The 22,499-nt window shown below is 44.3% G+C and carries 25 protein-coding genes and 1 pseudogene; 16 read left to right on the top strand and 10 right to left on the bottom strand.

Annotated elements, in window-relative coordinates:
* Positions 1-125: 125 nt before the first annotated feature.
* The 3 genes from C161_RS18610 to C161_RS18600 all read left to right on the top strand — a co-directional run bounded on the left by C161_RS18610 (position 126) and on the right by C161_RS18600 (position 2,499).
* Positions 126-1,133, top strand: coding sequence for a LacI family DNA-binding transcriptional regulator (locus C161_RS18610; protein WP_036671938.1), 1,008 nt, complete (start codon positions 126-128; stop codon positions 1,131-1,133).
* A 332-nt stretch (positions 1,134-1,465) separates the two neighbouring features.
* Entirely contained in the window at positions 1,466-1,993 is a 528-nt protein-coding gene (locus C161_RS18605) for a hypothetical protein (RefSeq protein WP_036671937.1), read from the top strand.
* Positions 1,990-2,499 (top strand): GNAT family N-acetyltransferase, encoded by a 510-nt coding sequence (locus C161_RS18600; protein WP_051449808.1) that lies wholly within the window; start codon positions 1,990-1,992, stop codon positions 2,497-2,499. Before C161_RS18605 ends, C161_RS18600 begins: the two co-directional genes overlap by 4 nt.
* 148 nt (positions 2,500-2,647) lie before the next feature.
* Here the strand turns inward: C161_RS18600 and C161_RS18595 are convergent, their stop codons facing one another.
* The 3 genes from C161_RS18595 to C161_RS18585 all read right to left on the bottom strand — a co-directional run bounded on the left by C161_RS18595 (position 2,648) and on the right by C161_RS18585 (position 4,541).
* Positions 2,648-3,007 (bottom strand): hypothetical protein, encoded by a 360-nt coding sequence (locus C161_RS18595; RefSeq protein WP_036671935.1) that lies wholly within the window; start codon positions 3,005-3,007, stop codon positions 2,648-2,650.
* Between the two features lie 261 nt (positions 3,008-3,268).
* Positions 3,269-4,108, bottom strand: a complete 840-nt coding sequence (locus C161_RS18590; RefSeq protein ID WP_084650355.1) for a DUF4261 domain-containing protein — start codon at positions 4,106-4,108, stop codon at positions 3,269-3,271.
* 76 nt (positions 4,109-4,184) lie between these two features.
* Complete coding sequence (locus C161_RS18585; RefSeq protein WP_036608019.1) at positions 4,185-4,541, bottom strand: DUF1304 domain-containing protein; 357 nt, start codon at positions 4,539-4,541, stop codon at positions 4,185-4,187.
* Positions 4,542-4,807: 266 nt separating this feature from the next.
* Here C161_RS18585 and C161_RS18580 point away from each other — a divergent pair, with 266 nt between their 5' ends.
* On the top strand, positions 4,808-5,341 hold the full coding sequence (locus C161_RS18580; protein WP_036671934.1) for an MOSC domain-containing protein: 534 nt from the start codon (positions 4,808-4,810) through the stop codon (positions 5,339-5,341).
* Positions 5,342-5,357: 16 nt separating this feature from the next.
* Here the strand turns inward: C161_RS18580 and C161_RS18575 are convergent, their stop codons facing one another.
* The 3 genes and pseudogenes from C161_RS18575 to C161_RS18565 form a co-directional block, all read right to left on the bottom strand.
* Complete coding sequence (locus C161_RS18575; RefSeq protein ID WP_036671933.1) at positions 5,358-6,197, bottom strand: helix-turn-helix transcriptional regulator; 840 nt, start codon at positions 6,195-6,197, stop codon at positions 5,358-5,360.
* Between the two features lie 28 nt (positions 6,198-6,225).
* Positions 6,226-6,743 (bottom strand): annotated as a pseudogene (locus tag C161_RS18570) (WecB/TagA/CpsF family glycosyltransferase).
* A gap of 215 nt (positions 6,744-6,958) precedes the next feature.
* The gene (locus C161_RS18565) at positions 6,959-7,498 is read right to left on the bottom strand and encodes an SUKH-3 domain-containing protein (protein ID WP_051449806.1); all 540 of its coding nucleotides are present in this window, start codon (positions 7,496-7,498) and stop codon (positions 6,959-6,961) included.
* Between the two features lie 226 nt (positions 7,499-7,724).
* On the opposite strand from C161_RS18565, the gene C161_RS18560 reads away from it, so the two are divergent.
* Together C161_RS18560 and C161_RS18555 are read left to right on the top strand one after the other, a co-directional pair.
* Complete coding sequence (locus C161_RS18560; RefSeq protein ID WP_036671932.1) at positions 7,725-8,174, top strand: SRPBCC family protein; 450 nt, start codon at positions 7,725-7,727, stop codon at positions 8,172-8,174.
* A gap of 177 nt (positions 8,175-8,351) precedes the next feature.
* Positions 8,352-9,881, top strand: a complete 1,530-nt coding sequence (locus C161_RS18555; RefSeq protein ID WP_036671931.1) for a methyl-accepting chemotaxis protein — start codon at positions 8,352-8,354, stop codon at positions 9,879-9,881.
* A gap of 151 nt (positions 9,882-10,032) precedes the next feature.
* On the opposite strand, the gene pyk is transcribed toward C161_RS18555, so the two are convergent.
* Positions 10,033-11,448, bottom strand: a complete 1,416-nt coding sequence (gene pyk, locus C161_RS18550) for a pyruvate kinase (protein WP_036607968.1) — start codon at positions 11,446-11,448, stop codon at positions 10,033-10,035.
* A 112-nt stretch (positions 11,449-11,560) separates the two neighbouring features.
* Here pyk and C161_RS18545 point away from each other — a divergent pair, with 112 nt between their 5' ends.
* The gene (locus tag C161_RS18545; protein ID WP_036607966.1) at positions 11,561-12,340 is read left to right on the top strand and encodes a helix-turn-helix transcriptional regulator; all 780 of its coding nucleotides are present in this window, start codon (positions 11,561-11,563) and stop codon (positions 12,338-12,340) included.
* Between the two features lie 134 nt (positions 12,341-12,474).
* Here the strand turns inward: C161_RS18545 and C161_RS18540 are convergent, their stop codons facing one another.
* Positions 12,475-13,146, bottom strand: a complete 672-nt coding sequence (locus C161_RS18540) for a phosphatase PAP2 family protein (RefSeq protein ID WP_051449805.1) — start codon at positions 13,144-13,146, stop codon at positions 12,475-12,477.
* Between the two features lie 305 nt (positions 13,147-13,451).
* Between C161_RS18540 and C161_RS18535 the strand changes: the two genes are divergently transcribed.
* The 4 genes from C161_RS18535 to C161_RS18520 all read left to right on the top strand — a co-directional run bounded on the left by C161_RS18535 (position 13,452) and on the right by C161_RS18520 (position 15,639).
* On the top strand, positions 13,452-14,240 hold the full coding sequence (locus tag C161_RS18535; protein WP_036671930.1) for a CPBP family intramembrane glutamic endopeptidase: 789 nt from the start codon (positions 13,452-13,454) through the stop codon (positions 14,238-14,240).
* A 150-nt stretch (positions 14,241-14,390) separates the two neighbouring features.
* A complete protein-coding gene (locus C161_RS18530; protein WP_036607962.1) occupies positions 14,391-14,627 on the top strand; it encodes a DUF6953 family protein in 237 nt (78 codons plus the stop codon).
* 395 nt (positions 14,628-15,022) lie between these two features.
* A complete protein-coding gene (locus C161_RS18525; protein WP_024633772.1) occupies positions 15,023-15,223 on the top strand; it encodes a cold-shock protein in 201 nt (66 codons plus the stop codon).
* Between the two features lie 188 nt (positions 15,224-15,411).
* Positions 15,412-15,639 carry a cold-shock protein gene (locus C161_RS18520; protein WP_017691121.1) on the top strand — a complete coding sequence of 76 codons (228 nt, stop codon included), beginning with the start codon at positions 15,412-15,414 and terminating at the stop codon, positions 15,637-15,639.
* Positions 15,640-15,884: 245 nt separating this feature from the next.
* Here C161_RS18520 and C161_RS18515 read toward each other — a convergent pair whose 3' ends face one another.
* Complete coding sequence (locus C161_RS18515; protein ID WP_036671929.1) at positions 15,885-16,232, bottom strand: hypothetical protein; 348 nt, start codon at positions 16,230-16,232, stop codon at positions 15,885-15,887.
* Between the two features lie 164 nt (positions 16,233-16,396).
* On the opposite strand from C161_RS18515, the gene C161_RS18510 reads away from it, so the two are divergent.
* The gene (locus tag C161_RS18510) at positions 16,397-17,131 is read left to right on the top strand and encodes a class I SAM-dependent methyltransferase (protein WP_036671928.1); all 735 of its coding nucleotides are present in this window, start codon (positions 16,397-16,399) and stop codon (positions 17,129-17,131) included.
* Positions 17,132-17,189: 58 nt separating this feature from the next.
* On the opposite strand, the gene C161_RS18505 is transcribed toward C161_RS18510, so the two are convergent.
* Positions 17,190-17,834: a GntR family transcriptional regulator gene (locus tag C161_RS18505; RefSeq protein WP_036671927.1), complete on the bottom strand. Its 645-nt coding sequence runs from the start codon at positions 17,832-17,834 to the stop codon at positions 17,190-17,192.
* A 322-nt stretch (positions 17,835-18,156) separates the two neighbouring features.
* Here C161_RS18505 and C161_RS18500 point away from each other — a divergent pair, with 322 nt between their 5' ends.
* From C161_RS18500 to rocF, 4 genes are all read left to right on the top strand, one after another.
* Positions 18,157-18,978 carry a transporter substrate-binding domain-containing protein gene (locus C161_RS18500; RefSeq protein ID WP_036671926.1) on the top strand — a complete coding sequence of 274 codons (822 nt, stop codon included), beginning with the start codon at positions 18,157-18,159 and terminating at the stop codon, positions 18,976-18,978.
* 23 nt (positions 18,979-19,001) lie between these two features.
* Positions 19,002-19,658: an amino acid ABC transporter permease gene (locus C161_RS18495; protein ID WP_036671925.1), complete on the top strand. Its 657-nt coding sequence runs from the start codon at positions 19,002-19,004 to the stop codon at positions 19,656-19,658.
* 141 nt (positions 19,659-19,799) lie between these two features.
* Positions 19,800-21,020: an ornithine--oxo-acid transaminase gene (locus C161_RS18490; protein WP_036671924.1), complete on the top strand. Its 1,221-nt coding sequence runs from the start codon at positions 19,800-19,802 to the stop codon at positions 21,018-21,020.
* Positions 21,010-21,975, top strand: a complete 966-nt coding sequence (rocF, locus tag C161_RS18485; protein ID WP_083669988.1) for an arginase — start codon at positions 21,010-21,012, stop codon at positions 21,973-21,975. The genes C161_RS18490 and rocF overlap by 11 nt, the downstream gene beginning before the upstream one ends.
* Positions 21,976-22,499: the final 524 nt, after the last annotated feature.

The raw sequence follows: 22,499 nt of genomic DNA, 5'->3' as shown, positions 1-22,499 counted from the left end.
ACAGTTCATGCTACGCACATTGTGCTGGCTTCAAGTTGCGTATGCAGACTTCCCCCTGCATAATGAGAAGAGAACAATTATCTATGTATAACGAAACTTATATATAGCACAAATGGGGAACAACAATGAAAGCAACCATATACGATATAGCACGCGAGGCGGGTGTATCCATTGCAACCGTCTCGCAGGTCATTAATGGCAAAGGCAAGATCAGCGAGAAGCGGCGCGCTGAGATTATGGAGATCATGGAACGCCTTCATTATCAACCCAGTGCGATCGCAGCTGCACTTACAGGGAAGCAGACGTATACATTGGGGCTGCTCGTACCGGACATCTCAAACCCGTATTTCGCAGAACTCGCAAGAGCCGTGGAGGATCGAAGCCGTCAATTGGGTTACAGCGTGGTCATCTGCAGTACGGATAATAAGGACGAGCGGGTAGAGCGTTACCTGAATCTGCTTCAGCAAAAAAGGGTCGATGGCATGATGATCGGAACCGGGATCGATAATGCCGAAATTTTGTCACCACTTTTGCAGCAGTCCATCCCTGTCGCTTTGATTGCACGTCATATGCCATCCCTGTCGGTTCATACAGTCACCATTGATGACATTCTCGGTGGAGCACTCGCAGCGGAGCATCTGCTTGAACTTGGGCACACTCGTGTAGCGGTTCTGTCGGAACCGTCCAAAGTCAGCAGCAGTCAGGAACGTGTACGTGGATTCCGTGAAACCCTGATTAAGGCAGGTCATACGCTGGAACCGAATCAGATCCGAGAATCGGCAGCTGACCTGAGCTCGGCCAAAAAAGAGGCGTTACTGCTGCTCGGTGAGAAGGATCACCCGACAGGTTTGTTCTGTTGTAATGACATTCAGGCCATCGGTGCTCTCCAGGCAGCCAAAGAGCTGGGCCTACGCGTACCAGAGGATGTGTCGATTATCGGGTTTGATAACACCATTCTGGCTTCGGTAACCAGTCCACCGCTTACGACCGTTGCCCAGCCAATTGAAGAACTGGGACATCGCGCTGTAGATCTGTTGATTGAAGAGTTAAAGGATGAACAAAAAGAACCGCAGAAGATTGTGCTGAAGCCTGAGCTGGTTATCCGAGAATCAGCAGGCCGTGTATTGGGCTGAAAACAATTAGGTTTCTGATGTAACCTAATCAGTTGTGAGGCCAAGTCTACGTGTGTCATATTCATGCTCGGGATAAGGGTTGTCGTCTTACCTGGTTATGAATAGGTAATAAAACAATATAACAAAGTAACAAACAAGCCGCGCTCACCCTATGGGAGAACGCGGCTTGTTCATTTAAATGTTCCAATTTTAGTATAGCCCAAAAACGTCATCGTAATTGAGGGACCAGAGATAAGAAATGACATTGGAACAGAAGGAGTGAGATGTTATACTGGAATATATCAATAATTACCAATTTATATGTTTTATGTAGATCTAGAGAGGGGATTGGGATGATTAAACAAATCAAGATGATTATGGGTATCGCCATGATTATTGTTTTTTTAGCTATTGCAGTGCGTATGTATACCTCTGGTCAATATACTATGTATATCCCCAGCAAACATACGACGTTTCGAGCAGAGGTTACCGATCATATGACGATGCTGGATACATTGGATCGACTGACGATTAGGAAAATTTCCAACAATGAACCGTATAATGAAGATGATGAAATAACGATTACAGATCCCACAGAGATTAGAGACATGCTGAAGTTATTAAAGGATGTTGATCTCAAAAGAGTACGGGAATTCGACGTTTCTGAAAGGAATCCGCATTACTATGAGTGGCGACTTACTATTAATAAAGAAGGTCGCTTTACCGATGGATTTGGACTGACGTTTTATAATGAAAAGTCCATCTCAATCTACAGCGAGGCAAAAACAAGAGACAAATTTCAGGACTACGAGATTACCAATGAGTTTAATCTGAATGAGATGGACCGCCTTTTTGAAAAGCTGAAGGAGGAGCAAACATGACCATCATAACCAACTATTATGTACGCCCTATTGAAGAACAGGATATCCCCTTTCTGTGGGAGATGTTATACGCATCCCTGCATAGAAGAGAAGGTGATGAACCTTTTCCAATCGAAAGTATTCATACTCCCGGACTGTCCAAATACGTTGAAGACTGGGGAAGAGAAGGGGATTTCGGGTATGTTGCAGTTGACCAGCAGGGCAAGAGACTAGGTTCAATAACATTAAGATTCTATACGGATCAGAATGCGGGATACGGTTATGTGAATGCAGCTACGCCAGAGATGGGGATGGCTGTAACGGAAGATGCACGTGGAAAAGGAGTAGGTACCTTACTGCTTCAGACCGCATTAGATGAGGTTGAACGGCGGGGAATTGCAGCAGTCTCGCTCAGTGTTGACCCGGATAACCAAGCGATTCGCTTATATAAGCGGTTAGGATTTGTGGAGGAGTCCCTAAATGGTACATCAGTAACGATGGTGCGTGTAAGTAAACTTGAATCTTAAATGATGAGCGTTCGGATCACTGGCAAAACTGAGTAAACCACGTGGAACTGCAAAAGAAGAGGCGTTTCCTCATGGGAACGCCTCTTTCTGTGTGCCATGTACAGCATCGGTATCTCTCTTATTATACTAAGTCCGTAGCACTTCAATATTATTTCAACAAAAATGTCAAAGCCTCGTCATACGTTTCCCATTGGAATTCAGTCTGGTGCGCGGACTCTTTGGAGATCCGATTCAATTGCATTTTGGCGATCGCACCACCTACGGCTACACTGGCTCGCTTCATCCCCCAATGTGTCAGTAATTTCTGGTGTTCCACAATTTTTTCTTTGGTGTCCTGAGGGAAAGCCTTCATGTTCCGCATATCTACTAGCACATCAAACGAATTTCCCAATTGTTCAGCTATTCTCTGAATTTCTGTATTCGTTTGTTCGACATGTTCAGGAGAAACAATACCTTCCCAGATAATTTCAATAATAGGTTTAGTTGAATCCAAACGTCTAACAGACATGTAGGCAACTCCTCGATAATAAAATAATATGTAATATATGAGACTATAAGCCTATTAATTATACCTTTTTATAGCGAAAATGAAAACTGAATTCACAATATAGTGGTTCTTATGGACTACTTATTCCTAGGGAAGTTAAATTCAGGGATTGTTATCATATCGTCATTGGGAGGAAGGTTAAATAGCTAAAAGCCGCCCAGAGTATGAACTCCAGACGGCTTCTACAAATGTGACACGATAAAGTTAAGATAACTACGTAAGTTAGAAGCCAATCTTCAAACTGTTACCTTCCGTTGCTACACCTTTGGAAAGGGAAATGCTCAGCTTTTGTTCTGCCGAGAAGCCTAGTGTTTCCCCATCATGTAGCGTGACGTCGTTCTCAACCACATACGTTGTGGTCATGAACATCATCTCAAATACATCGCTTAAGGATTCAGACGATTGCATAATCTCCATCTCTTCTTTTCCAAAGTTACGTAGTCCGTAAGTGTAAGCTGAAGCGCCTTCGGCATTTTGGAATAATCCGATGAAAATCCAGAGCGAGACTGGCAACTCATCATGTTTGATCCCACGGCTGGTTTCGACATACTGACTGGCTTCAACAACAAGTGGGGCCATGTATATGGCAAGCGCGTGATCCAACTGTAACAAAGCACTCGCTGTTTGAGTGAACAGAACATGTCCTTCAATTGCATCTGTTGCGTTCAGAACAGAGACAATAATCTGAGACTGGTGCCGTGAGGTAACTTGCTCCGCTTCTCGCCAAAGGATATTGAGTTTGGCATTCTCCTCAACTTCACGGTCAGGCACAGGCGCGGCAATGTGGGCACATACTACCTGCATTCCATTCACTTCGAAAAAGAGATTGCCCTCCTCTGGGCGTTCTTCAATCTCGATATCCCATTCGTTCTTCATGTTCCTGATGAAGAGGTCAAAATCACAATCCTCACGCTCCAGCAGGACAAAACCCACGATGGTTTCACTGTAATTCGTCGATTCGACAGCACCACCTGCAGGTACTTTCTCCTTTTTGCGCCGCCGAAGCTTGTCAAACAATCCCATGACATGTTCTCCTTCCAATTCCAGAACGATTCTGGTCATTGTACACTGCTATCTATTCACTACCTTACCATAAAGGAGTTAACATGAATCGAAACAATGCACCATTCGACAGAAATTACAGGAACAGAACTAGCAACAACGCAATGATCGCAGGCAAACCTTGTTTGATAATGATCGACCGTGAAGAAGTTGCTCCTCCATAAAGAGCCGCAATAATCACACACGCCAGGAAGAAAATCTGAATATGCTGTCCAACGGCAGCATCCGGATATACGAGTCCCCAGATCAGACCTGCCGCAAGAAATCCATTGTAAAGACCTTGATTGGCCGCGAGAGATTTGGTGGATTTGGCGAATTCCGGCGTGAGATTAAAGGTTTTCATTGTGCGTGGACGAGTCCACATAAACATCTCCATCACCATGATATAGAAGTGTTCGACAGCTACAAGAGCTACAAAAATGATACTAATCAAAGGAAACACCTTGCTTTCTGATATGTAATTTATTTACTTGTCCATCCTAGTATAAATGTTTGCAACAAGAACGGAAAGAGTGAATTTAATTTGTAACAATTTAATTGCGTATTATTTAAATTATTTATCGTTTTCCAGTTGAGTTACGATGTTGAAATTAAAAAATGGTTACAAAGCTAAGCATACGCCGATTGTCGACAATCCATTCATTGGGTAATAATGAACAATAAAGAAGTGATATTGCTCAGGAAAGGGAGGAGATTACTATGGGAACAGTTCAATTCGTCATGTTGGCTGATGATCCATCCACATTTGTGACCCGAGTTGTACCTTTTATCGACATTGAGCTTGCAGGAATTCCGGGTGACCGTCATTATGGTCTGCTTCGTCCGGCGGACTCACGTCAGAAAATCTACAAGCGCGGTACACCGATTGCGAATCGCCGCCAGATCAGTATTGTTTCCGAGGAAGAATGTGCTCTTATTGCTGAGAAAATGAACATTCCTGAAGTGCGTCCAGAGTGGCTTGGTGCCAATATACTGGTTCGTGGCATTGATCGATTGACGGAACTGCCTGCTGGAACGCGGCTCCTATTTCCGAACGGGACAGGGTTAATATGCGAAGGGGAGAACCTTCCCTGTGTACATCCGGGAAAAATGATTGAACAATTCTATGAACAGGACGGTTTGCGCAAAAAATTCGTGCCTGCGGCTCGCAAAAAACGTGGGATTGTATGCTCGGTTGAACGGGAAGGTGTAATCCATACGGGGGATACCATAGAAGTCATTCGCCTGTCCTGATTTCCAGGACAGGTTTCTAATTGATCAGCCCTCGGCGCTCACCATGCGGATGTCTAGAGTGTAAGTACTCCTCTGGTGTACTGCCAATAATGGACTTGAAATCTCGGATGAAATGGGATTGATCATGATATCCAAGATCCTGAGATAGCTTAATCAGGTCACAGTGAAGACCGCGGTCCATCCATTCTGCAGCATTTTGCAGACGATACAACTTGATTACCGTTTTGGGTCCGATGCCCACATACTGATTGAACAGCCGTTGAAGCTTTCGGGTATGCATATTCCAATAGGAAGACAGATCATCCACTCTCAACATCTCTCGGTTCTGTTCAATCTGTTGCACAATATCATGAACCATTCTTGCTTGAGCATCTTCAGCAGGAAGGTGTGCACACAATAGCTGGTCGATGTAACTGGTTGTATCCCCTTCATCCCCCGCCCCAAGAAGCCGGTCTTCCAAGGACTCCGCTGTGACGTCAAGAATATTGGATACATTCATCGGTTGTCCGTACAATGAAGAAACAGGAACCCGAAGGAAGGGATAGAATCCTCCTGGGTTGAACTTCACGCCAAATACACGACCTTTCCCGCTCACAAGATAAGAGAATTTACGTCCCGATGGTCCGAAGAAAAACGTATTGTTCCGTTCCACAATCAGATTGACACAGGGGTTAGGTACGACATGTTGGGGATACGGTTCAAGTCCAGTCAGATCCCACGATACGATCCAGTAATGTTTAACAAAAGGCCGAAGTGCTTCGGAAGGAGCATGGCGTGTCAGTTGATATTTATGGTCACCTTCATTCAGATTCAACAGGCCCATGCTTGGTCTGTCTCCTTGTTCTACCTGCTTCATCCGAATCATTCCTCCTGCTCATCTCACATTATTTAGGTTCTCTGAACAACAATGCCCGCACAGCAAAACGGGGTAAAATGAGTTGCCTTCGCCATCTCGAAGGTTGACTGAGGAGGCGATAGAGCCATTCCAGGTTAAGCTTCTGCCATATCGCAGGGGCACGTTTGGTTTTGCCAGCCACGATATCGAGACTGCCTCCAACACCTATGGCTACACGAGCGTTCAACTGGTGGCGATACTTGTTAATCCAGTGTTCCGCCTGGGGTGCACCAAGAGCAACGATAAGAAAGTCTGGTTGAGCAGTACAAATCTCTTCCACAATCTGTTGTTCCTCATCTGCCTGGAAATAACCATGGTGTCTGCCTTTTAAGATAACTCCGGGTAACGCTGTGCAATGACCTTTATTGCCTGTTCACTGACGCTTTCCTCTGCTCCCAGCATGTAAAATGACCAGTGTTTTTGATCACCTTCCTCTAATAAACGAAACAGCAGATCACAACCGGTTACCCGTTCAGTCAATTGTCCGCCGCGGAAACGGGATACCATCACAATGCCAGCACCGTCAGCTGTGACCAACCCGGCTTGATCGACGACTTTCCGAAGAGAGGCATTCTTTTGACAGGACATAACAATCTCGGGATTACCTGTGATGACATGGAACAGTTCATTGCTCTCCTGATCTACGACTTTATCAAGGATTGCAACGGTTTGGCCCATCGTGACGTTGGGAAAAGGGATACCCATAATATTTGTTGATTGGCTCATATCTCATTTCCTTTCTGATTACGTCCCATGAGTGAATGGGGAACAAGCTTATGCATGTGAAGTTCATGTATCATACTGTCAATCAGATTATCGAATGCATGTACGTTTGGATCATAGTCGTGTAACAGATACAGTTTGCCCGAACGGCCAATGGCTGTGACTGCGGAATAGTAGTATCCAGTTAATCCAAGACAATAACAATCTTCATCAGCGTATTTCAAGATCGAATGCATCTCTGTGGAACAACGTAGTGTCTCTTCAGCGTTCGGAATAAAATGAAATTCATATTCATGCCAGGGGCTTTCAGCCAGCACTTCCCCGGAGATGTGGCTATAGTATTTAAAATATATAATTTCATCTATTCCCCAAAACTCTTCTAGAAACGATCGGGCAGCCGGAAATAAATCTGCGGATGTAGGGCACTGCTCTATGTATGCCGAGATGTCAACGCATCGGTTCTCATACCAACTCGCTTTCTGCAGCAACTGAATCATTTGTTGATAGGGTAACAATGAGGATTGTGACGTTCCAGTCATATTGAACAACTCCTGTTATTTCATTCCAGTTTAGTATATCTGATCTTCTGGGAAAGCACTATATGGGCGCAACCTTTTGGATCGTGGTATAAACATTCCGGGAGAATTAAAGAGCTTATATTTTACCTGTTGTCGCGTTTTTACAATACGGCCTTTGGGGTATAACGATAGGATAGGAGTGCGAGGTTGGCAGATCGCTTATCCAATACATAAAGGGAGTGAGTCCATGGAACTGAAATATGAATTCTATATCAATGCAGGACTGGAACAGGTGTGGAATGCTCTAATATCACCAGATGGCACACGGAACAGCTTTTTCGGCAGTGAACTTCGCACCAATTTCCAACCAGGCCAGCCGTTTGCTTATGTAGGGCCGGGCAATGATGGTGCGGAGACTGTCCATGTGTATGGAGATATATTGGAATTTGAACCGTTGTCCAGACTCAGTTATCAGGAGCATCCCGGGCCGTCGTACCATGCGAATCATGCCGAGCTTCAATCCAGAGTGGTCTTCCAGTTGGAAACTGTAGGTGAGTGTACGAAGCTGACGCTGATCAATGATCAATTTACAGATAACCATCCTTCCATTGCGAATGCACAGAGCAGCTGGTGGATGATTCTAAGCAGCATCAAAACTTGGGTGGAGACGGGGAAAACACTGAATTTTGGCTGGTAGCTGGGAAGAGGCAGTCATTTAAGATTTATTTTCATAAAAAATAAAGGCAATTAATATAAGAACCAGTGCTGTTTCAGCGCTGGTTCTTGTTTTTATACAAAATTAAGACCATTGCTCTACACTTAATGTCTGATAATGTCGAAATATATATCATATGAGCTAAGAGGAGAAATGAGCATGTTTCGTAAACGTACTGAATCGACCAAACCCCTTCGTACAGATACTCATCAGAGATTATTGGAGTATAGTCGTAAACTGGTAGCAAACGCAGAAAAGGGCAACTATGACGCATGGATCGAAGATGGCATTGAGTTTCAGGATACTGATGAAATAGCTAGTAATATCAAAAAAGCAGTACATATGATGAAAGCACAAAACGAAGCCGTGGAAATGCGCCTTAGAATGCTGAATCAGGCGATGAATGTGGGATTATGGGAATCTGAAATTGTTGCCGGTGATCCACTGGATAACAATAATATCGTCGCATTTTCGAATGAATTCCGCCAAATGTTAGGCTTCCACAATGCCAAGGATTATCCCGATTCATTTGCAAGCTGGGCCAAATCGATCTATCCGGATGACAGACCTCAACTGGTGCAGGAGATTATGAAACATGTGAATGACACAAAAGCAACAACTGCCTATAACGTCATCAGCCGTATGATTACAAAAAGTGGAGAAATTCGCTGGTTCCGATGCCTTGGACAAGTCATCCGAAATCAGGCTGGAGTTCCGGTCAAACTTCTGGGCATCATGTTTGATATTCATGAGGAGAAGAGCAAGTCTGATGAGCTGGAAGCACTCGTCACCCGATATGATCTGGTTAACCGCGCCTTGGTGGAGGCACCGTGGGATATGACCGTTGTGGCTGGAGATGTGGTTAATCCGAACAATGAATTTTGGTGGTCACCCCAGTTCCGTAAAGAGTTAGGGTTTAAAGACGAGCAGGATTTCCCGAATGTGTTCAGCAGCTGGAGTAGCCGACTTCATCCGGAAGACCATGATCGGACGATCAACGAATTTGCCAGACATATGAACGATTACAGTGGTCGTACACCGTACGATCTGGATTATCGTCTGCAGCGCAAAGACGGGGAGTATCGTTGGTATCACGCGGGTGGGGAGACCATTAGGGATCAGGATGGAGTACCACTCCGTGTAGCTGGAACCATTCGAGATGTTACCCATGAGAAGAATAAGGAACAGATCGTGGAAGCCATGAATCTCAAAACAAAACAATTATCGGAGTCCATTGGCGAGATGGTACGTGGAATTAACTCGATTACCGATCAGGCACAGGATCTGGTGACTGCACAGGAGTTATCTGCCGATGCAGCCATTCAAGTGAAAAGCAGTGCAGATGATACGAAGAATATTACCGTGTTTATTCGAGAGATTGCCAGTCAGACCAATCTGCTGGGGTTGAATGCAGCCATTGAAGCCGCGCGAGCGGGAGAGCTGGGACTGGGATTTGGCGTCGTTGCAGGTGAAGTGCGGAAACTGGCTGATCACAGTTCGGAGGCCACAGTAAATATCGAAGATAGCATGCAGAAGATGAAAACACTTATTGATCAGATTCTTGAGCACATTGGTAATATGTCCACGTTAACACAAAATCAAGCTGCTCTGACACAGCAGGTGAATGCTTCAATGGATGAGATCAACACCATGTCACAGGATCTGGTTAATTACTCGAGGAATCTATAATCTCGAAGTCGTTTGTTATAACATCACGATCATTGGCAACAACATCAACAAAAAACCACCGGGCAGCATTTCTGCTCCCGGTGGTTTTTTGTATTTCTATTTCTATTTCTATTTTATAGCTAAGATATATAGCTTCAGTTCAGTTATTGAATTAAACTTGTTGAACTTTGATCAGGTTTGTATTACCGGATTGACCGATTGGAACACCAGCGGACAATACAATGATGTCACCTTTTTCAATGTAACCTGTTTTGATTGCGTTACGCGTAGCCGATTCGAACATTTCATCCGTTGTCGTTACTTTGTCGCCCATAACCGGAATAACACCGGAGAGCAGGCAGATTTTTGCCAATACTTCTTCATGTTGTGTAACTGCGATGATTGGCGCTTTTGGACGATATTTGGAGATCATGCGTGCTGTGAATCCACTCTCAGTCGAAGTGATGATTGCTTTTGCATTCAGTACGAGGGAAGAACTTACAGCGCCCTGACTGATAACTTCAGTAATATCAGCGATCTGTTGAGCCGATTTTTGTGCGAATTGCTCTTTGTAATCGATCATTGTTTCGGCACGGCGAGCAACAGCAGCCATCGTGCGCACGGATTGTACCGGATATTTACCAGCAGCTGATTCACCGGACAACATTACAACGTCAGCACCTTGAAGTACAGCGTTTGCCACGTCACTAACTTCGGAACGAGTAGGGCGTGGGTTTACTTGCATGGACTCCAGCATGTGTGTAGCTACGATAACCGGTTTACCAGCGCGGTTACATTTATCGATCATTTCTTTTTGCATCATTGGTACGTCTTCGATCGGAACTTCAACCCCGAGATCTCCACGAGCTACCATGATACCGTCAGATGCTTCAATAATATCGTCCAGGTTCGTCATACCTTCCTGGTTTTCGATTTTGGAGATGATCTGTACGTGGTCTACACCGCGTTCTTTCAGAATGCTGCGGATTTCACGGATGTCATCGCCTTTACGAACAAAGGATGCTGCGATAATTTCGATATCGTTTTCGATCCCAAATCCGATGTGCATAACGTCACGCTCGGTTACACCTGGCAATGTCGTTTTGATTCCTGGCAAGTTAACCCCTTTGCGTGGTTTTAGAATGCCGCCACTGATGATTTTACAATGGATATCGGATCCTTCCACAGACAGTACAGTCAGATCCACAAGGCCATCATCGATGAGGATACGATCGCCAGGTTTCACAACGAGGTTCAGTTCTGGATAGTTTACCGAGATACGCTCAGCGTCACCGAGAATTTCTTCGGTAGTCAGGATCAGCTCTTTACCAGCTTGCAGATGGCAGGATGCTTCTTTCAGTTTACCGATACGCACTTCCGGCCCTTTGATGTCCATCATGATCGGTATATAGGTGTTCAGTTCGGAAGCTGCTTTGCGGATATTGTTAATCCGTGTAACGTGATCTTCCAGTTCGCCATGAGCCATGTTCAGACGTGCAACGGTCATACCTTCCTGAATCATTACTTTTAACAATTCGATTGAGTCACAAGCAGGTCCCATGGTACAAATGATTTTTGTTTTTAACATGCTAATTTCCTCCTCATATTTAAGCTTATATGTGTATTGTAGCGTTTTCTGTCGAATCAGGGTATGAACTATAGTACAATGATTAGAGTATAGTCCGATAATGAGGTGTGTTATGGTCACTCCACTTGAAGTACGACATATTAATGGTGTCGGTTGGTACGAAGAAGCTGTGCAATCTCAAGAAACTTGGCGGCTTAGCTTGGTTACTTATGGAAAATGTGTATATTGGGTGAACGGTGATAAACAGATCATGGAAAAGGGGGAATTGCTCCTCATTCCAGGTGGTACCCCATATTACGGCAAGAGTATTCCTACAGTAACGCACACACAGATTGTAATTCAATTGCAACGCGACCATACCGAAACTCTGCCTGCACTGGAACGGTATGAGGCTTTGCGGCATAAACCTGGATGTTACGAACTGATCCATCAACGCATGAGCGCTATTTATCAACAATGGCAGGAGCGTCCGTCTTATTATGTCATGATGAGCCAAGCCTTATTGATGGAAGTGTTGATTTATATGAACAGGGAGCTTGATCGTGGAGTTATCCCGCCGGAGAGGCATAATCATGTTGAACGGATGAAGCGATATATTGAGCGGCATTATCGGGAGAAAGTGACGAAGGAAGAACTCGGGGACGAGATCAATAAAACTCCCAATTATGCTGCCGCATTATTCAAAAGCATGACAAATCAGACCATCAGTCAATATGTCCATGATCAACGGATGAAACGAGCCATATATCTGCTCACCGAGTCACAACTCTCCATCCAGGAAATTGCCGAATTTCTCGGCTACCGGGATCTGTCTTATTTTTACCGCATATTCAAACGTATAACCGGAAGTCCACCGTCTGACCTTCTTCATGAACGGCCACCTATAGCATGAAACGCGTAGTCCAACCCAAATAAAGTTCTTCTATATAAGTAGGTTTAATTAAATGAGTACAAAAAAAGAGGGCCTATGCCCTCTTTTGCTGTATAGCAGGATCATCATCCCACCTGTTACATCAATAAATGTCGTTATACATGACTGGTTGGGTTAGAAGCTGTGAGTGGCTGCTTGCCTTTTTTTCGTGCCTGCCCAAGACGAAGAGCAAAGACATGTACAGTCCAATACGCGGCCTCAGCAAACAAAATACCTCCAGCGATGTCCAGCAAGGAATGCTGTTTTACAAACACCGTTGAAGCAATAATCAACCACAGCCATACCGACCAAGCAATCCGTGCCAAAGGCTTAAAGTTCAAGTGTCTGTTGATCACAATAAACAGCAAATAGCTGGTCAGAACGTGAACACTTGGGAAACAGTTGAAGGGCGCATCATTGGTATAGATAAACTGCACTAACACGCTGCTCAGATCAGTTCCGCCGAGCTCCGGGCGCGGGACATGGGTAGGGAACACCGCAAAACAGACATTGGCAGCCATGACACCAACATTATAGGTAATCAACGTACGCCAGAATAGCGACTTGTTCGTCAGACCCAAATAGAGAAATCCAAGATACAGAATGGGCATCCAGCTAATGTACGGATAAATAAATTCTTTGAGAAAAGGAATCTGTGTGTCAATCCAAGCATAATTGTAGAAGACATCACTTCCGGTGTTGCTGCCTAGAAATACGTAAATGGAGCCTTGGAGCGGTATGCAAAGAATAGCCAGTAAATGCCCCCAGCGCTGAAAGAATGCTTTCATAGTATCCCCCTGATTTCATTATGCATTGTAAAACTATCGTTAATGGGTACTTCATAGATATATGACGTTGAAGAGTCGCCACACCCCTGCAGCTTTGAACTCTTGTAATACTATAATGGACAGATAAAGGTATAAGCCATACCTGATTTTAGGGGAAAAGAAGTCAGGATAAGTCTCTTTTTTGTTACTTTTATAGTTTTATCCATAATAGGAATATTCAATATACGGATAATGTGATACAACTATATTGGCATATAAGTTCTTATGACAACGGAAAACATAAATGAAACGAGGTAGGCAAATGTATGATTAATCCGCAAGCCAAGCCAAAACATTCCTTTTCCGAGCGGAAACCTGTGCTCACCGTTGTGATTATTGAGCTGCTTCTCCTGTTAGCCGTATTTGCAGCAGGGGCCATTGCAACGATAAAACAACTCGACTACACTTCCCCTGTACTCATTTCCTTTACACCCATCGCCATTGTTCTGATGATCTATCTGACGTTAAGGCGCAAGTGGAGAGAGACTGGCTTCCGATCTTTGCGAAGTATCCCAGCTGGCCATGCAAAGTATTATATTCCACTACTCCTTGTACTGGGTACACTTACCCTGAAAGGATTTGGGGAGCTGAGCTTGTCACGGGTAGCCTTTTTCATCTTGTTTACCTTACTCGTAGCTTTTGTTGAGGAAACGATCTATCGGGGGCTTATTTTCAAAACATTGCTTCAAAAAAGTGCAGTGGCCGCAGTTGTGACCTCCAGCATCTTGTTTTCCATTACACATCTATTGAACGCATTGTCTGGTCAGGATATGACGGATACGATCATGCAATTGATCTATGCGCTGCTCCTGGGAGCTGTACTGGCGTTATTGATGCTGAAGAACGGAAATATCGTACCGCTTATATTGTTTCATTTCATACATAATCTGATTCAATTTTTAGGGAATGATCTGGAGGACACAGGTACACTCCCTTACGATCTGTTTATACTGGCAGTACTGATTGCTTACTGTGCATGGTTAGTGTGGAGCATTCGAACAAATTCGTCTATTCCATCCAAAGGGAGTGAGCAAGCGAATACGGTTGTTCATTAAGGGTATTGCGGGTATTGCTTGAAAGTAGTTATCATACAGTTTCCCGTCAGCAGTTGGATCATGGTATACTTCAGTCTGGCGGGAAGACAGATATGTTCATGATACGAGGTCTGCCTATCCGTACATTAGGTTTAGACAGTAGGTGATATAGTGGAGAAGACAGCACAAGGTGTAGCGGAATGGATGGTACAGGAGATTAAATTCACAGGAACACTTCATCAGGAAGCTGCCATAGAATATGTGAAGACCCATTTTGGTGAAGAGTTTGTTTTTGTTAACGAGAACGGCAATACATCATTGTCCAAGGAAGTGAAGAAGGCTTTCCGAAAGCTTCATCGTGGGCAGATCGCCTGGGATCGGGATGCATTTATGTGGGCATGGACATAGTGTGTTATACTGGAGTAAGATGATTCATTGGTTGTGTTGGATATGCATGTCAGAATATTATATAAAAAATGTATAAGATGGATTAGATCTGCATATCCTTTCATAAGACCGTACACAAGTGATCAGTCACATAAGCTTGATAAACCCTGGCCCCACGTGTGTTAATAACATGTATTCCCAAAGCTGTTTGAAAAGAAAATACAAAGATTTGCTTTTTGGCTGAAATGGAGTTATAATAAAAACAAGTTGTAGAGAGTGGAAAACCTAATTCATATATTGTAAAGGGCGATCACTTATAGGTTTATGACTGGTACCTTTTTCAATGTGTGAATTTTTATTTGCTTGCTGCAAAGAACAAAGGAACATGTTAATCTTTATTTGGAGGTGTAATTCACATGCAAAACGGAACAGTAAAATGGTTCAACGCTGATAAAGGCTTCGGTTTCATCGAAGTTGAAGGCGGAGAAGATGTATTCGTACACTTCAGCGCTATTACAGGCGAAGGCTTCAAAACGCTGGACGAAGGTCAACGCGTGCAATTTAAAATTGTACAAGGAAACCGTGGTCCTCAAGCAGAAGAAGTTGTAAAACTGTAATTAAAGCATAGCTGCCTTTAACATGTTATAATGGTAAAGGCAGCTTCTTTTTTTTGATCAGTTATATAAAAGTCGGCCCATTAGTTGTCGAGGCAGGAGTCCGGTGGGACGTGAAACTTCCGCTAAGTGTAGGCTTCTGTGAAATAACGTCGGTTAGATGTTTTTCCATAACAAAGGGGGTAGAAGTCATGTATAATCGCAAAAAACCGTTGGAAGAGATTCCACAAGCTGATGCGGCAATCTGGGAATGTACGAGTGATACGTGCAAAGGATGGATGCGGGACAATTTTGCGTTTGATAACGTACCTACTTGTCCGATATGTGCTTCTGAGATGGTCAGCACGACTAGGATGCTACCATTGCTTGAGAATTCGAATAGTAATCTGAAAACGATGCCTAAAGGAAATCGGATTTAACATAGCTTACCCGCCTCTAACGAGGTGTTTTTTTTTAAGATTAAATAGACACCCTGTGCGAAGGTAAGGGTATTAAATATGAAGTTCCCGGCATTCGTTTTGGCGAATGCCTTTTTTTGTATCATTTTTTAACAGTAAGTATAGTGTAATTGACGTGAATCGTATGAAAAAGATAAAGACCCTTTTCGCTATAAGCAAAAAGGGTCTTTGTTATGACTACAATTTTACCACGATCAGAATGGAATTTAGATGAACAGGAATGGCAGCAGAAACAATGTTGTTACCAGAGCCAGATCGATTCCCGCTCCATAGCCGTAACCCCCACCGTATCCTCCGTATCCATATCGACCGTATGCCGAAGATTTAACTTTTTTTGTTACAACAGCGTTTTTCTTGCTGCTTTTCACCAGCTGCTGTTTGGATTTGACTGAACACAGCCGTGGTCCCTCGAAACACCCGTTCAAATAAATTTTGCCATCACGACATTGACTAAGCGTACCATACATATGCTTACCGTCGTTCATAACGAGACAAACGGAACGTCCAACGTGCGGAGAAACCGTTTCTTCACATACCCGATTAATTCTGTACATGCAAATCCTCCTCATTAGATGCGGTTGCCGCTTGAATTCAACGGTTTGTATATCATAGTAAAAAGAAGAGCAATTGGTATGGACGAGTACCCGGAAAATCGAATGGGGAGGAGCCGTTTTTGAATCTACTCCATACACTGGGAGAAGTGAGGAGGGGATGTCGCGTGGATTATCATGACATGCTGGCTCGGTTAGGGGAGGGAAGTGCCCATCCTGGAGGATTTTTGGCAACACTGAAGTTGCTGGATAGCTTATCTCTGCCTGTGAGTAATCATATTCTTGAGATAGGGTGCGGCACTGGGAGGACTGCGTGTTACTTGGCTAAAGGCGGATATCGGGTAACGGCGATTGATCTTCATCGCAATATGCTGGATAAGGCAGTTCGGCGAGCGAGACGAGAACGGGTGGATGTTCGATTTGTTCAGGCTGATGTAACATCGTTACCTTTTCCGGAAAATCATTTTGACGTGGTATTTGTGGAGTCGGTCACGATCTTCACCCCATGGCGGAGTGCACTTGCTGAGTATAGAAGGGTGTTGAAGCCCGGAGGACTTTTAGTGGATCGGGAGATGGTTCTATCAGGCCAGAAGACCGAATTGATGTGTCGCAGGTTAAAGCAATTTTACGGTATACGAACCCTGGTAACGGCCACAGCATGGAGAAAACGCCTCAAGCAGTGTGGTTTCACCAAGGTAGAGGTCAAAGAACATTCGCGATCCATGGCAAAATGGAGCGTTGATCATGATCCACATCGCGAGATCGATATGAATTGGTTTGAGGATGAACGTATGCAGCGAATGAGTCAAACCAATGATCGTTTGCTCGCGAAATACGGCAAAAAGTTGGGATATGCTGTTTTTGCGGCTATGGCACCGTTGGAGGTCAAAAACGAAAAATAGGAAAAAGACAACTCACACAATCGTGTGGGTTGCCTTTGGTTTGTTCTGACAGCACGTACTACAACATATCGTTGTCGATAATCCGCCAGTGGTGTTTGAGCAGGGCTTCCAGTTGGTTCTTATCTTTGGCTCGAAAAGCACTTAAAATTTGCCGGTGCTCTTCATTAACTTCGAGCAGTACCTCAGATAGCTTTGGTTTATTATCACTAACATAAGATTGCCGGATGAAACTGTTCTTCAATGTGTTTAACATCTCAATGACTGTTGCATTACCACATCGCTGAATGTACAGATTATGGAACTGATATTGGTTTTTGTTGTAGGCAGCAAGATCAAGCTGGCTGATATCTTCGTCCATTCGAACAACCAGAGTTTCCATCTCCAAAAGTTCAGATGGTCTGAGGTGGTCTGCTGCAAGTGTGGCAGCAAGTGCCTCCAGCACACCGATCGCTTGGGAGAATTCCAGTTTTTTGCCTGCATCAAAAGGAGTGACAATAAATCCCCTGCGTGGGATGTATTGCAGCAGATTGTCTGAAGCCAGCTGGAAAAGCGCCTCCCGAGTAGGCGTGCGACTGATGTCCAGCTTTTTGCATATTTCTGCCTCGTTGATCTTCTGGTTGGGAAGCAACGTCCCGTCTTGAATCTTCTGGGCAATGTAATCGTATACGTGATCTTTCAAGGACCGGTATTTGGGTACCTCCATACCGAATCCTCCTTTCTATGTATAGTGAATAAATAGATGGGTGTGAGGCCGTACTGTACGCGCCGTTCAGGAGTTTCAAGTTTTTATCATCTTAACACCGAGGGGGAAGTTGGGCAAGCAAACTTCATGTTTCAGCCGATGTAAATGCCATGTTATATATAGCACATTTTATGGAATTAAAGCGTATAAATGTTTAAATAATGATTGTGATAAACCAAATTATTTGTTAGTATTACTTACATATAAGTCCATATATTGTCTTATGTATATTGTATACAAATCATTCTGTTACTCATTCAAAAAAAGAATAGGGGTATGATGTGTGAAAAAAGTGCTTTTGCCAATGATGCTGTTGTTAGTGGTTGTATTCATGTCCGCATGTGGGCAGGAAAAAACGACAGGATCCGGATCAGACGCTACTTCGTCTTCGGGCAGTAGCTCTGCGGAAAAGGAAGTCATTGTACTTGGAACCAGTGCGGACTATGCACCCTATGAATTTCATAAGAAATTTGATGGTAAAGATACCATTGTAGGTTTTGACATCGAGATTGCCAAAGCAATTGCGGCTGATCTGGGAGCCGAGCTGAAGATTGAGGACATGGACTTTGATGGCCTTCTTATGGCCCTTGGTACAGATAAGGTTGATTTTGTGATATCAGGCTTAACCCCTACCGAAGAACGAAAGAAGAATGTTGATTTTACGGATATCTACTATTATGCAGAGCAGGCTGTACTTGTTAGAGATGGGGAAGGTGTGGCATTAAAGTCCATGGATGATCTATCAGGTAAACAGGTTGGTGTACAAAAGAGTTCCATTCAGGAAGGGATTGCTCAGGAGATAGAGGGAGCAAAGCTCACCTCTCTGGCCAAAATACCTGAGCTGATTCTGGAGTTGCAGACGGGGCGTGTAGACGCACTCATCCTGGAGAAGCCGGTGGCTGAACAGTATGTGAAGAACCAAGAGGGGCTTGTTGTTGCAGATGTGGAGATTAAACAGGCTGAAGACGAGGGTGGTTCGGCCATCGCAGTGAAGAAAGGTAATCAGAAGCTGCTGGATCAGATCAACACTACATTGGAAAAGCTCAAAACAAACGGAGATATTGAACGGTTCGTCGTTGAAGCGAATGAGATGCTCGGCGAATAAACCGGACGAGTGAGGGATATGCCGTGAATTTAGATTTTTCCTTTCTATTAGAACATTGGCAGGACTATGCACGAAGTGCGTGGGTTACGCTTGAACTTTCCTTTTTCGGCGTATTGTTTGGTACGTTGTTGGGTGTAATCATGGCGCTAATGCGAATATCCCGAATATGGCCAATTAAATTTGTGGCATCGGCGTATATTGAACTCATTCGGGGAACGCCAATGCTCGTACAGATTCTTATTATTCATTATGGTCTGACGGTTGTAGGTGTGAACTTGCCGGCATTTATGTCGGGGGTGGTAGCTCTGACGATGAATAGCTCGGCCTATATGGCGGAGGTGTTCAGGGCCGGGATTCAAGCGATTGATAAAGGACAGACCGAAGCTTCGCGCTCCCTTGGTATGACAAATGGTATGACACTTCGTTATATTATACTGCCGCAGGCTTTTCGTAACATGCTTCCAGCCATCGGTAATGAATTCATTATTATCATTAAAGATTCTTCGCTTGTCTCCATGATCGGCATAGCCGAGATTATATACACGGCCAGAACGATTCAGGGTGTTACGTTCCAGCCGCTTGCTCCGCTGCTTGTTGCCGCTGGCCTCTATTTTATAATTACATTTACACTGGCTAATTTACTCTCTTGGTTGGAACGTAGACTTTCTACTTCTCGCTAACTATGGATAAAGGATTGGATTCGAGAAAGGCTTGGATTAGGCTGGAGTGGAAAAAGAGAGATGTAGTCGTAAATAGCGATGGCATCGCATACATTGTTATTGTATTTTGTATACAATATTTTGGAAAGGTGTTGGGTGTGTATGTCAGATTCCAAAATGTTAATTGATTGGTCGGAGCGTTATGCTGCACCTAATTATCATCCGCTCCCAATTGTAATTGAACAGGCGGAAGGGGTATGGGTGGAAGACCCTGAAGGCCGCCGTTATATGGATATGTTAAGTGCATACTCTGCATTGAATCATGGTCATAGACATCCTGTGATCATACAGGCGCTCAAGGATCAGGCAGATCAGGTTACGCTGACATCACGGGCATTCCACAGCAGCTCAGCTTCTCTTTTTTATCAGAAACTCTCACAATTCACGGGGAAATCGAAGATTCTCGCCATGAATACAGGAGCGGAAGCGGTGGAGACTGCGGTGAAGGCGGTACGTAGATGGGCTTATCGTTGCAAAGGTGTACCGGAAAATCAAGCCGAGATTATCGTATGCTCTGGTAACTTTCATGGAAGAACTCTGACGGTTACCTCTTTTTCTTCTTCAGCGGAGTATAAAAAAGATTTTGGGCCGTTCACACCTGGATTCCGGATTATTCCCTATGGAGATATTGAAGCGCTGAAGCAGGCCATTACACCAAATACGGCTGGTTTTCTTGTAGAGCCTATTCAGGGCGAAGCTGGAATCGTTATCCCGCCTGATGGATATTTGGCAGAAGCTTTTGCTCTGTGTAAGAGCCAGCAGGTGTTGACTGTATCTGATGAGATCCAGACCGGATTTGGAAGAACAGGTCGCCGTTTTGCCTCCGACTGGGAAGGGGTTGAACCGGACATTTGGATTATGGGCAAAGCGCTGGGGGGAGGAGTCATGCCGATCTCGGCTATTGCTGCTGATGCGGAGATACTTGACTTGTTTGAGCCGGGGTCTCATGGTTCTACGTTTGGGGGTAACCCACTCGCCTGCGCCGTAGCTATAGCAGCTCTGAAAGTTCTTGAAGATGAGAAGCTTGCCGAGCGATCGGAGCGTCTGGGGAACTATTTTATGAAAAGACTTCGAGATATTCGCAGTTCAGCCATACGGGATATTCGGGGGAAAGGCTTGTTTATCGGTGTTGAACTGCATGAACCAGCCCGCCCTTATTGTGAGCGTTTGATGTCTGCTGGACTGCTGTGTAAAGAAACGCATGAGACAACCATTCGATTTGCCCCACCACTGACGATTAAAGAGTCCGAGATTGATTGGGCACTGGAGAGAATTGAGCAGGTATTGATCACCAAAGAGGGAGCTGACCTACATGAAAAATGATGATGATGTCCATGGTGGAATAAAAGATACTTCTATTGATACAAGTCAAACATCTGTGCGACGTAATATTGCTATCATTAAGGTTCCTTTTGGACTCGGTGGAGCAAGAGGTGGAGCAGAGTTGGGGCCGGATGAATTGATTACAGCTGGACTGAAGCGGGAGATTGCGAGTCTTGGGCTAGTGCTTTCCAAAGAAGTGCGGGTAGATTGTCCTTCTGAACCAGCTGCCCCTATTGAGCGAAATCGTGTAAAACACTTAAATGAGGTACGTCAGGTCAGTGAGAAGGTGTGTAGTGAAGTATCAGGCGCAGTAGAGGAGGGGGCTTTCCCACTTGTGCTTGGGGGAGATCATAGTGTAGCGATTGGTACTTTTGCCGGGCTAACAGCACACTATTCGAATTTGGGTGTGATCTGGTTTGATGCGCATGCAGACTTGAATACGGAAGAACGCAGCTTGTCCGGTAATATGCATGGGATGAGTGTGGCTGCATCCTTGGGGCATACTGCATTCAATCTGTCGCACATTGCTGGAGCAGGCGCGTTTATTGATCCGTCCAACTTGGTCTATATTGGTCTGCGTGATCTGGATGAGTATGAGAAAGAGCAGATTAAGGGACTGGGAATCCGAGCATTTACGATGCATGATATTGACCGGATGGGAATAAAGCAAGTTATTGAGGAAGCAATAGCTACAGCGGGAAAAGGGGCAGATGGTATTCATGTCAGCTTCGACATGGATTGTCTGGATCCGCGGGAAGCTCCGGGTGTGGGCACTCCAGTACCTGGTGGTCTGAATTACCGAGAGGCACATTATGCATTGGAGATACTTGCTTCCACAAATCAAGTTACGTCGATGGAACTGGTTGAGGTGAATCCGTTGTTTGATCACAATAGACATACGGCAAGGCTTGGTGTGGAACTGATCGCTTCCTTACTTGGTAAGCGCATATTGTAAGCACTGAGAAGTGAAACGGAATGTGTAAGCTGTACCCAAGGAATATACTTTCTTATCTATTATAGAAGGAAAGAAAACTGAGATCTCCGAAAACTAGGGCTAGTCACAATCCATTGTTCACTGCAATCGCAGTGGAAGTGGCTTCCCTGGTTATGTTTAATGGATATGTATATTAGAAGCGCTGTAATAAGGATGCTGAGAGTTATTTGTATGTACAGGAGCGTCAGATTACATATTGTGCTGATGATGTGGGTTGATTATCATTATTGAAAAAAGACTTGCAATTGAAATCTGTACATGATATATTCTAATTCCGGCCAAGAAAACACGGTTTACACGGTGCGACAAGCGAATGAAATAAGCTTCGAAAGAAACTTAAAAAAAGAGCTTGCAAAGTTGGTTCGGGCATGATATTATATAAGAGTTGCTGAAGAGAACAACATTCAGTAACGAAACAAGTTTGATCTTTGAAAACTGAACAACGAGTGAGTAAACATTCTGCTTGCAGAATGAACGCGAAAGTT

This window comes from Paenibacillus sp. FSL R5-192 (assembly GCF_000517845.1).
Taxonomy (GTDB): domain Bacteria; phylum Bacillota; class Bacilli; order Paenibacillales; family Paenibacillaceae; genus Paenibacillus; species Paenibacillus amylolyticus.
The sequence above is the reverse complement of the archived record's forward strand: the minus strand, read 5'-3'. Positions and strand labels throughout refer to the sequence as shown.

Coding starts and splice junctions, on each gene's coding strand:
- C161_RS18520 (WP_017691121.1), top strand. CDS start 15,412: ATGTATAATCGCAAAAAACCGTTGGAAGAGATTCCACAAGCTGATGCG.
- C161_RS18595 (WP_036671935.1), bottom strand. CDS start 3,007: ATGTCTGTTAGACGTTTGGATTCAACTAAACCTATTATTGAAATTATC.
- C161_RS18610 (WP_036671938.1), top strand. CDS start 126: ATGAAAGCAACCATATACGATATAGCACGCGAGGCGGGTGTATCCATT.
- rocF (WP_083669988.1), top strand. CDS start 21,010: ATGAAAAATGATGATGATGTCCATGGTGGAATAAAAGATACTTCTATT.
- C161_RS18575 (WP_036671933.1), bottom strand. CDS start 6,197: ATGAAGCAGGTAGAACAAGGAGACAGACCAAGCATGGGCCTGTTGAAT.
- C161_RS18555 (WP_036671931.1), top strand. CDS start 8,352: ATGTTTCGTAAACGTACTGAATCGACCAAACCCCTTCGTACAGATACT.
- pyk (WP_036607968.1), bottom strand. CDS start 11,448: ATGTTAAAAACAAAAATCATTTGTACCATGGGACCTGCTTGTGACTCA.
- C161_RS18525 (WP_024633772.1), top strand. CDS start 15,023: ATGCAAAACGGAACAGTAAAATGGTTCAACGCTGATAAAGGCTTCGGT.
- C161_RS18560 (WP_036671932.1), top strand. CDS start 7,725: ATGGAACTGAAATATGAATTCTATATCAATGCAGGACTGGAACAGGTG.
- C161_RS18580 (WP_036671934.1), top strand. CDS start 4,808: ATGGGAACAGTTCAATTCGTCATGTTGGCTGATGATCCATCCACATTT.
- C161_RS18515 (WP_036671929.1), bottom strand. CDS start 16,232: ATGTACAGAATTAATCGGGTATGTGAAGAAACGGTTTCTCCGCACGTT.
- C161_RS18565 (WP_051449806.1), bottom strand. CDS start 7,498: ATGACTGGAACGTCACAATCCTCATTGTTACCCTATCAACAAATGATT.
- C161_RS18605 (WP_036671937.1), top strand. CDS start 1,466: ATGATTAAACAAATCAAGATGATTATGGGTATCGCCATGATTATTGTT.
- C161_RS18600 (WP_051449808.1), top strand. CDS start 1,990: ATGACCATCATAACCAACTATTATGTACGCCCTATTGAAGAACAGGAT.
- C161_RS18590 (WP_084650355.1), bottom strand. CDS start 4,108: ATGACCAGAATCGTTCTGGAATTGGAAGGAGAACATGTCATGGGATTG.
- C161_RS18545 (WP_036607966.1), top strand. CDS start 11,561: ATGGTCACTCCACTTGAAGTACGACATATTAATGGTGTCGGTTGGTAC.
- C161_RS18505 (WP_036671927.1), bottom strand. CDS start 17,834: ATGGAGGTACCCAAATACCGGTCCTTGAAAGATCACGTATACGATTAC.
- C161_RS18540 (WP_051449805.1), bottom strand. CDS start 13,146: ATGAAAGCATTCTTTCAGCGCTGGGGGCATTTACTGGCTATTCTTTGC.
- C161_RS18490 (WP_036671924.1), top strand. CDS start 19,800: ATGTCAGATTCCAAAATGTTAATTGATTGGTCGGAGCGTTATGCTGCA.
- C161_RS18535 (WP_036671930.1), top strand. CDS start 13,452: ATGATTAATCCGCAAGCCAAGCCAAAACATTCCTTTTCCGAGCGGAAA.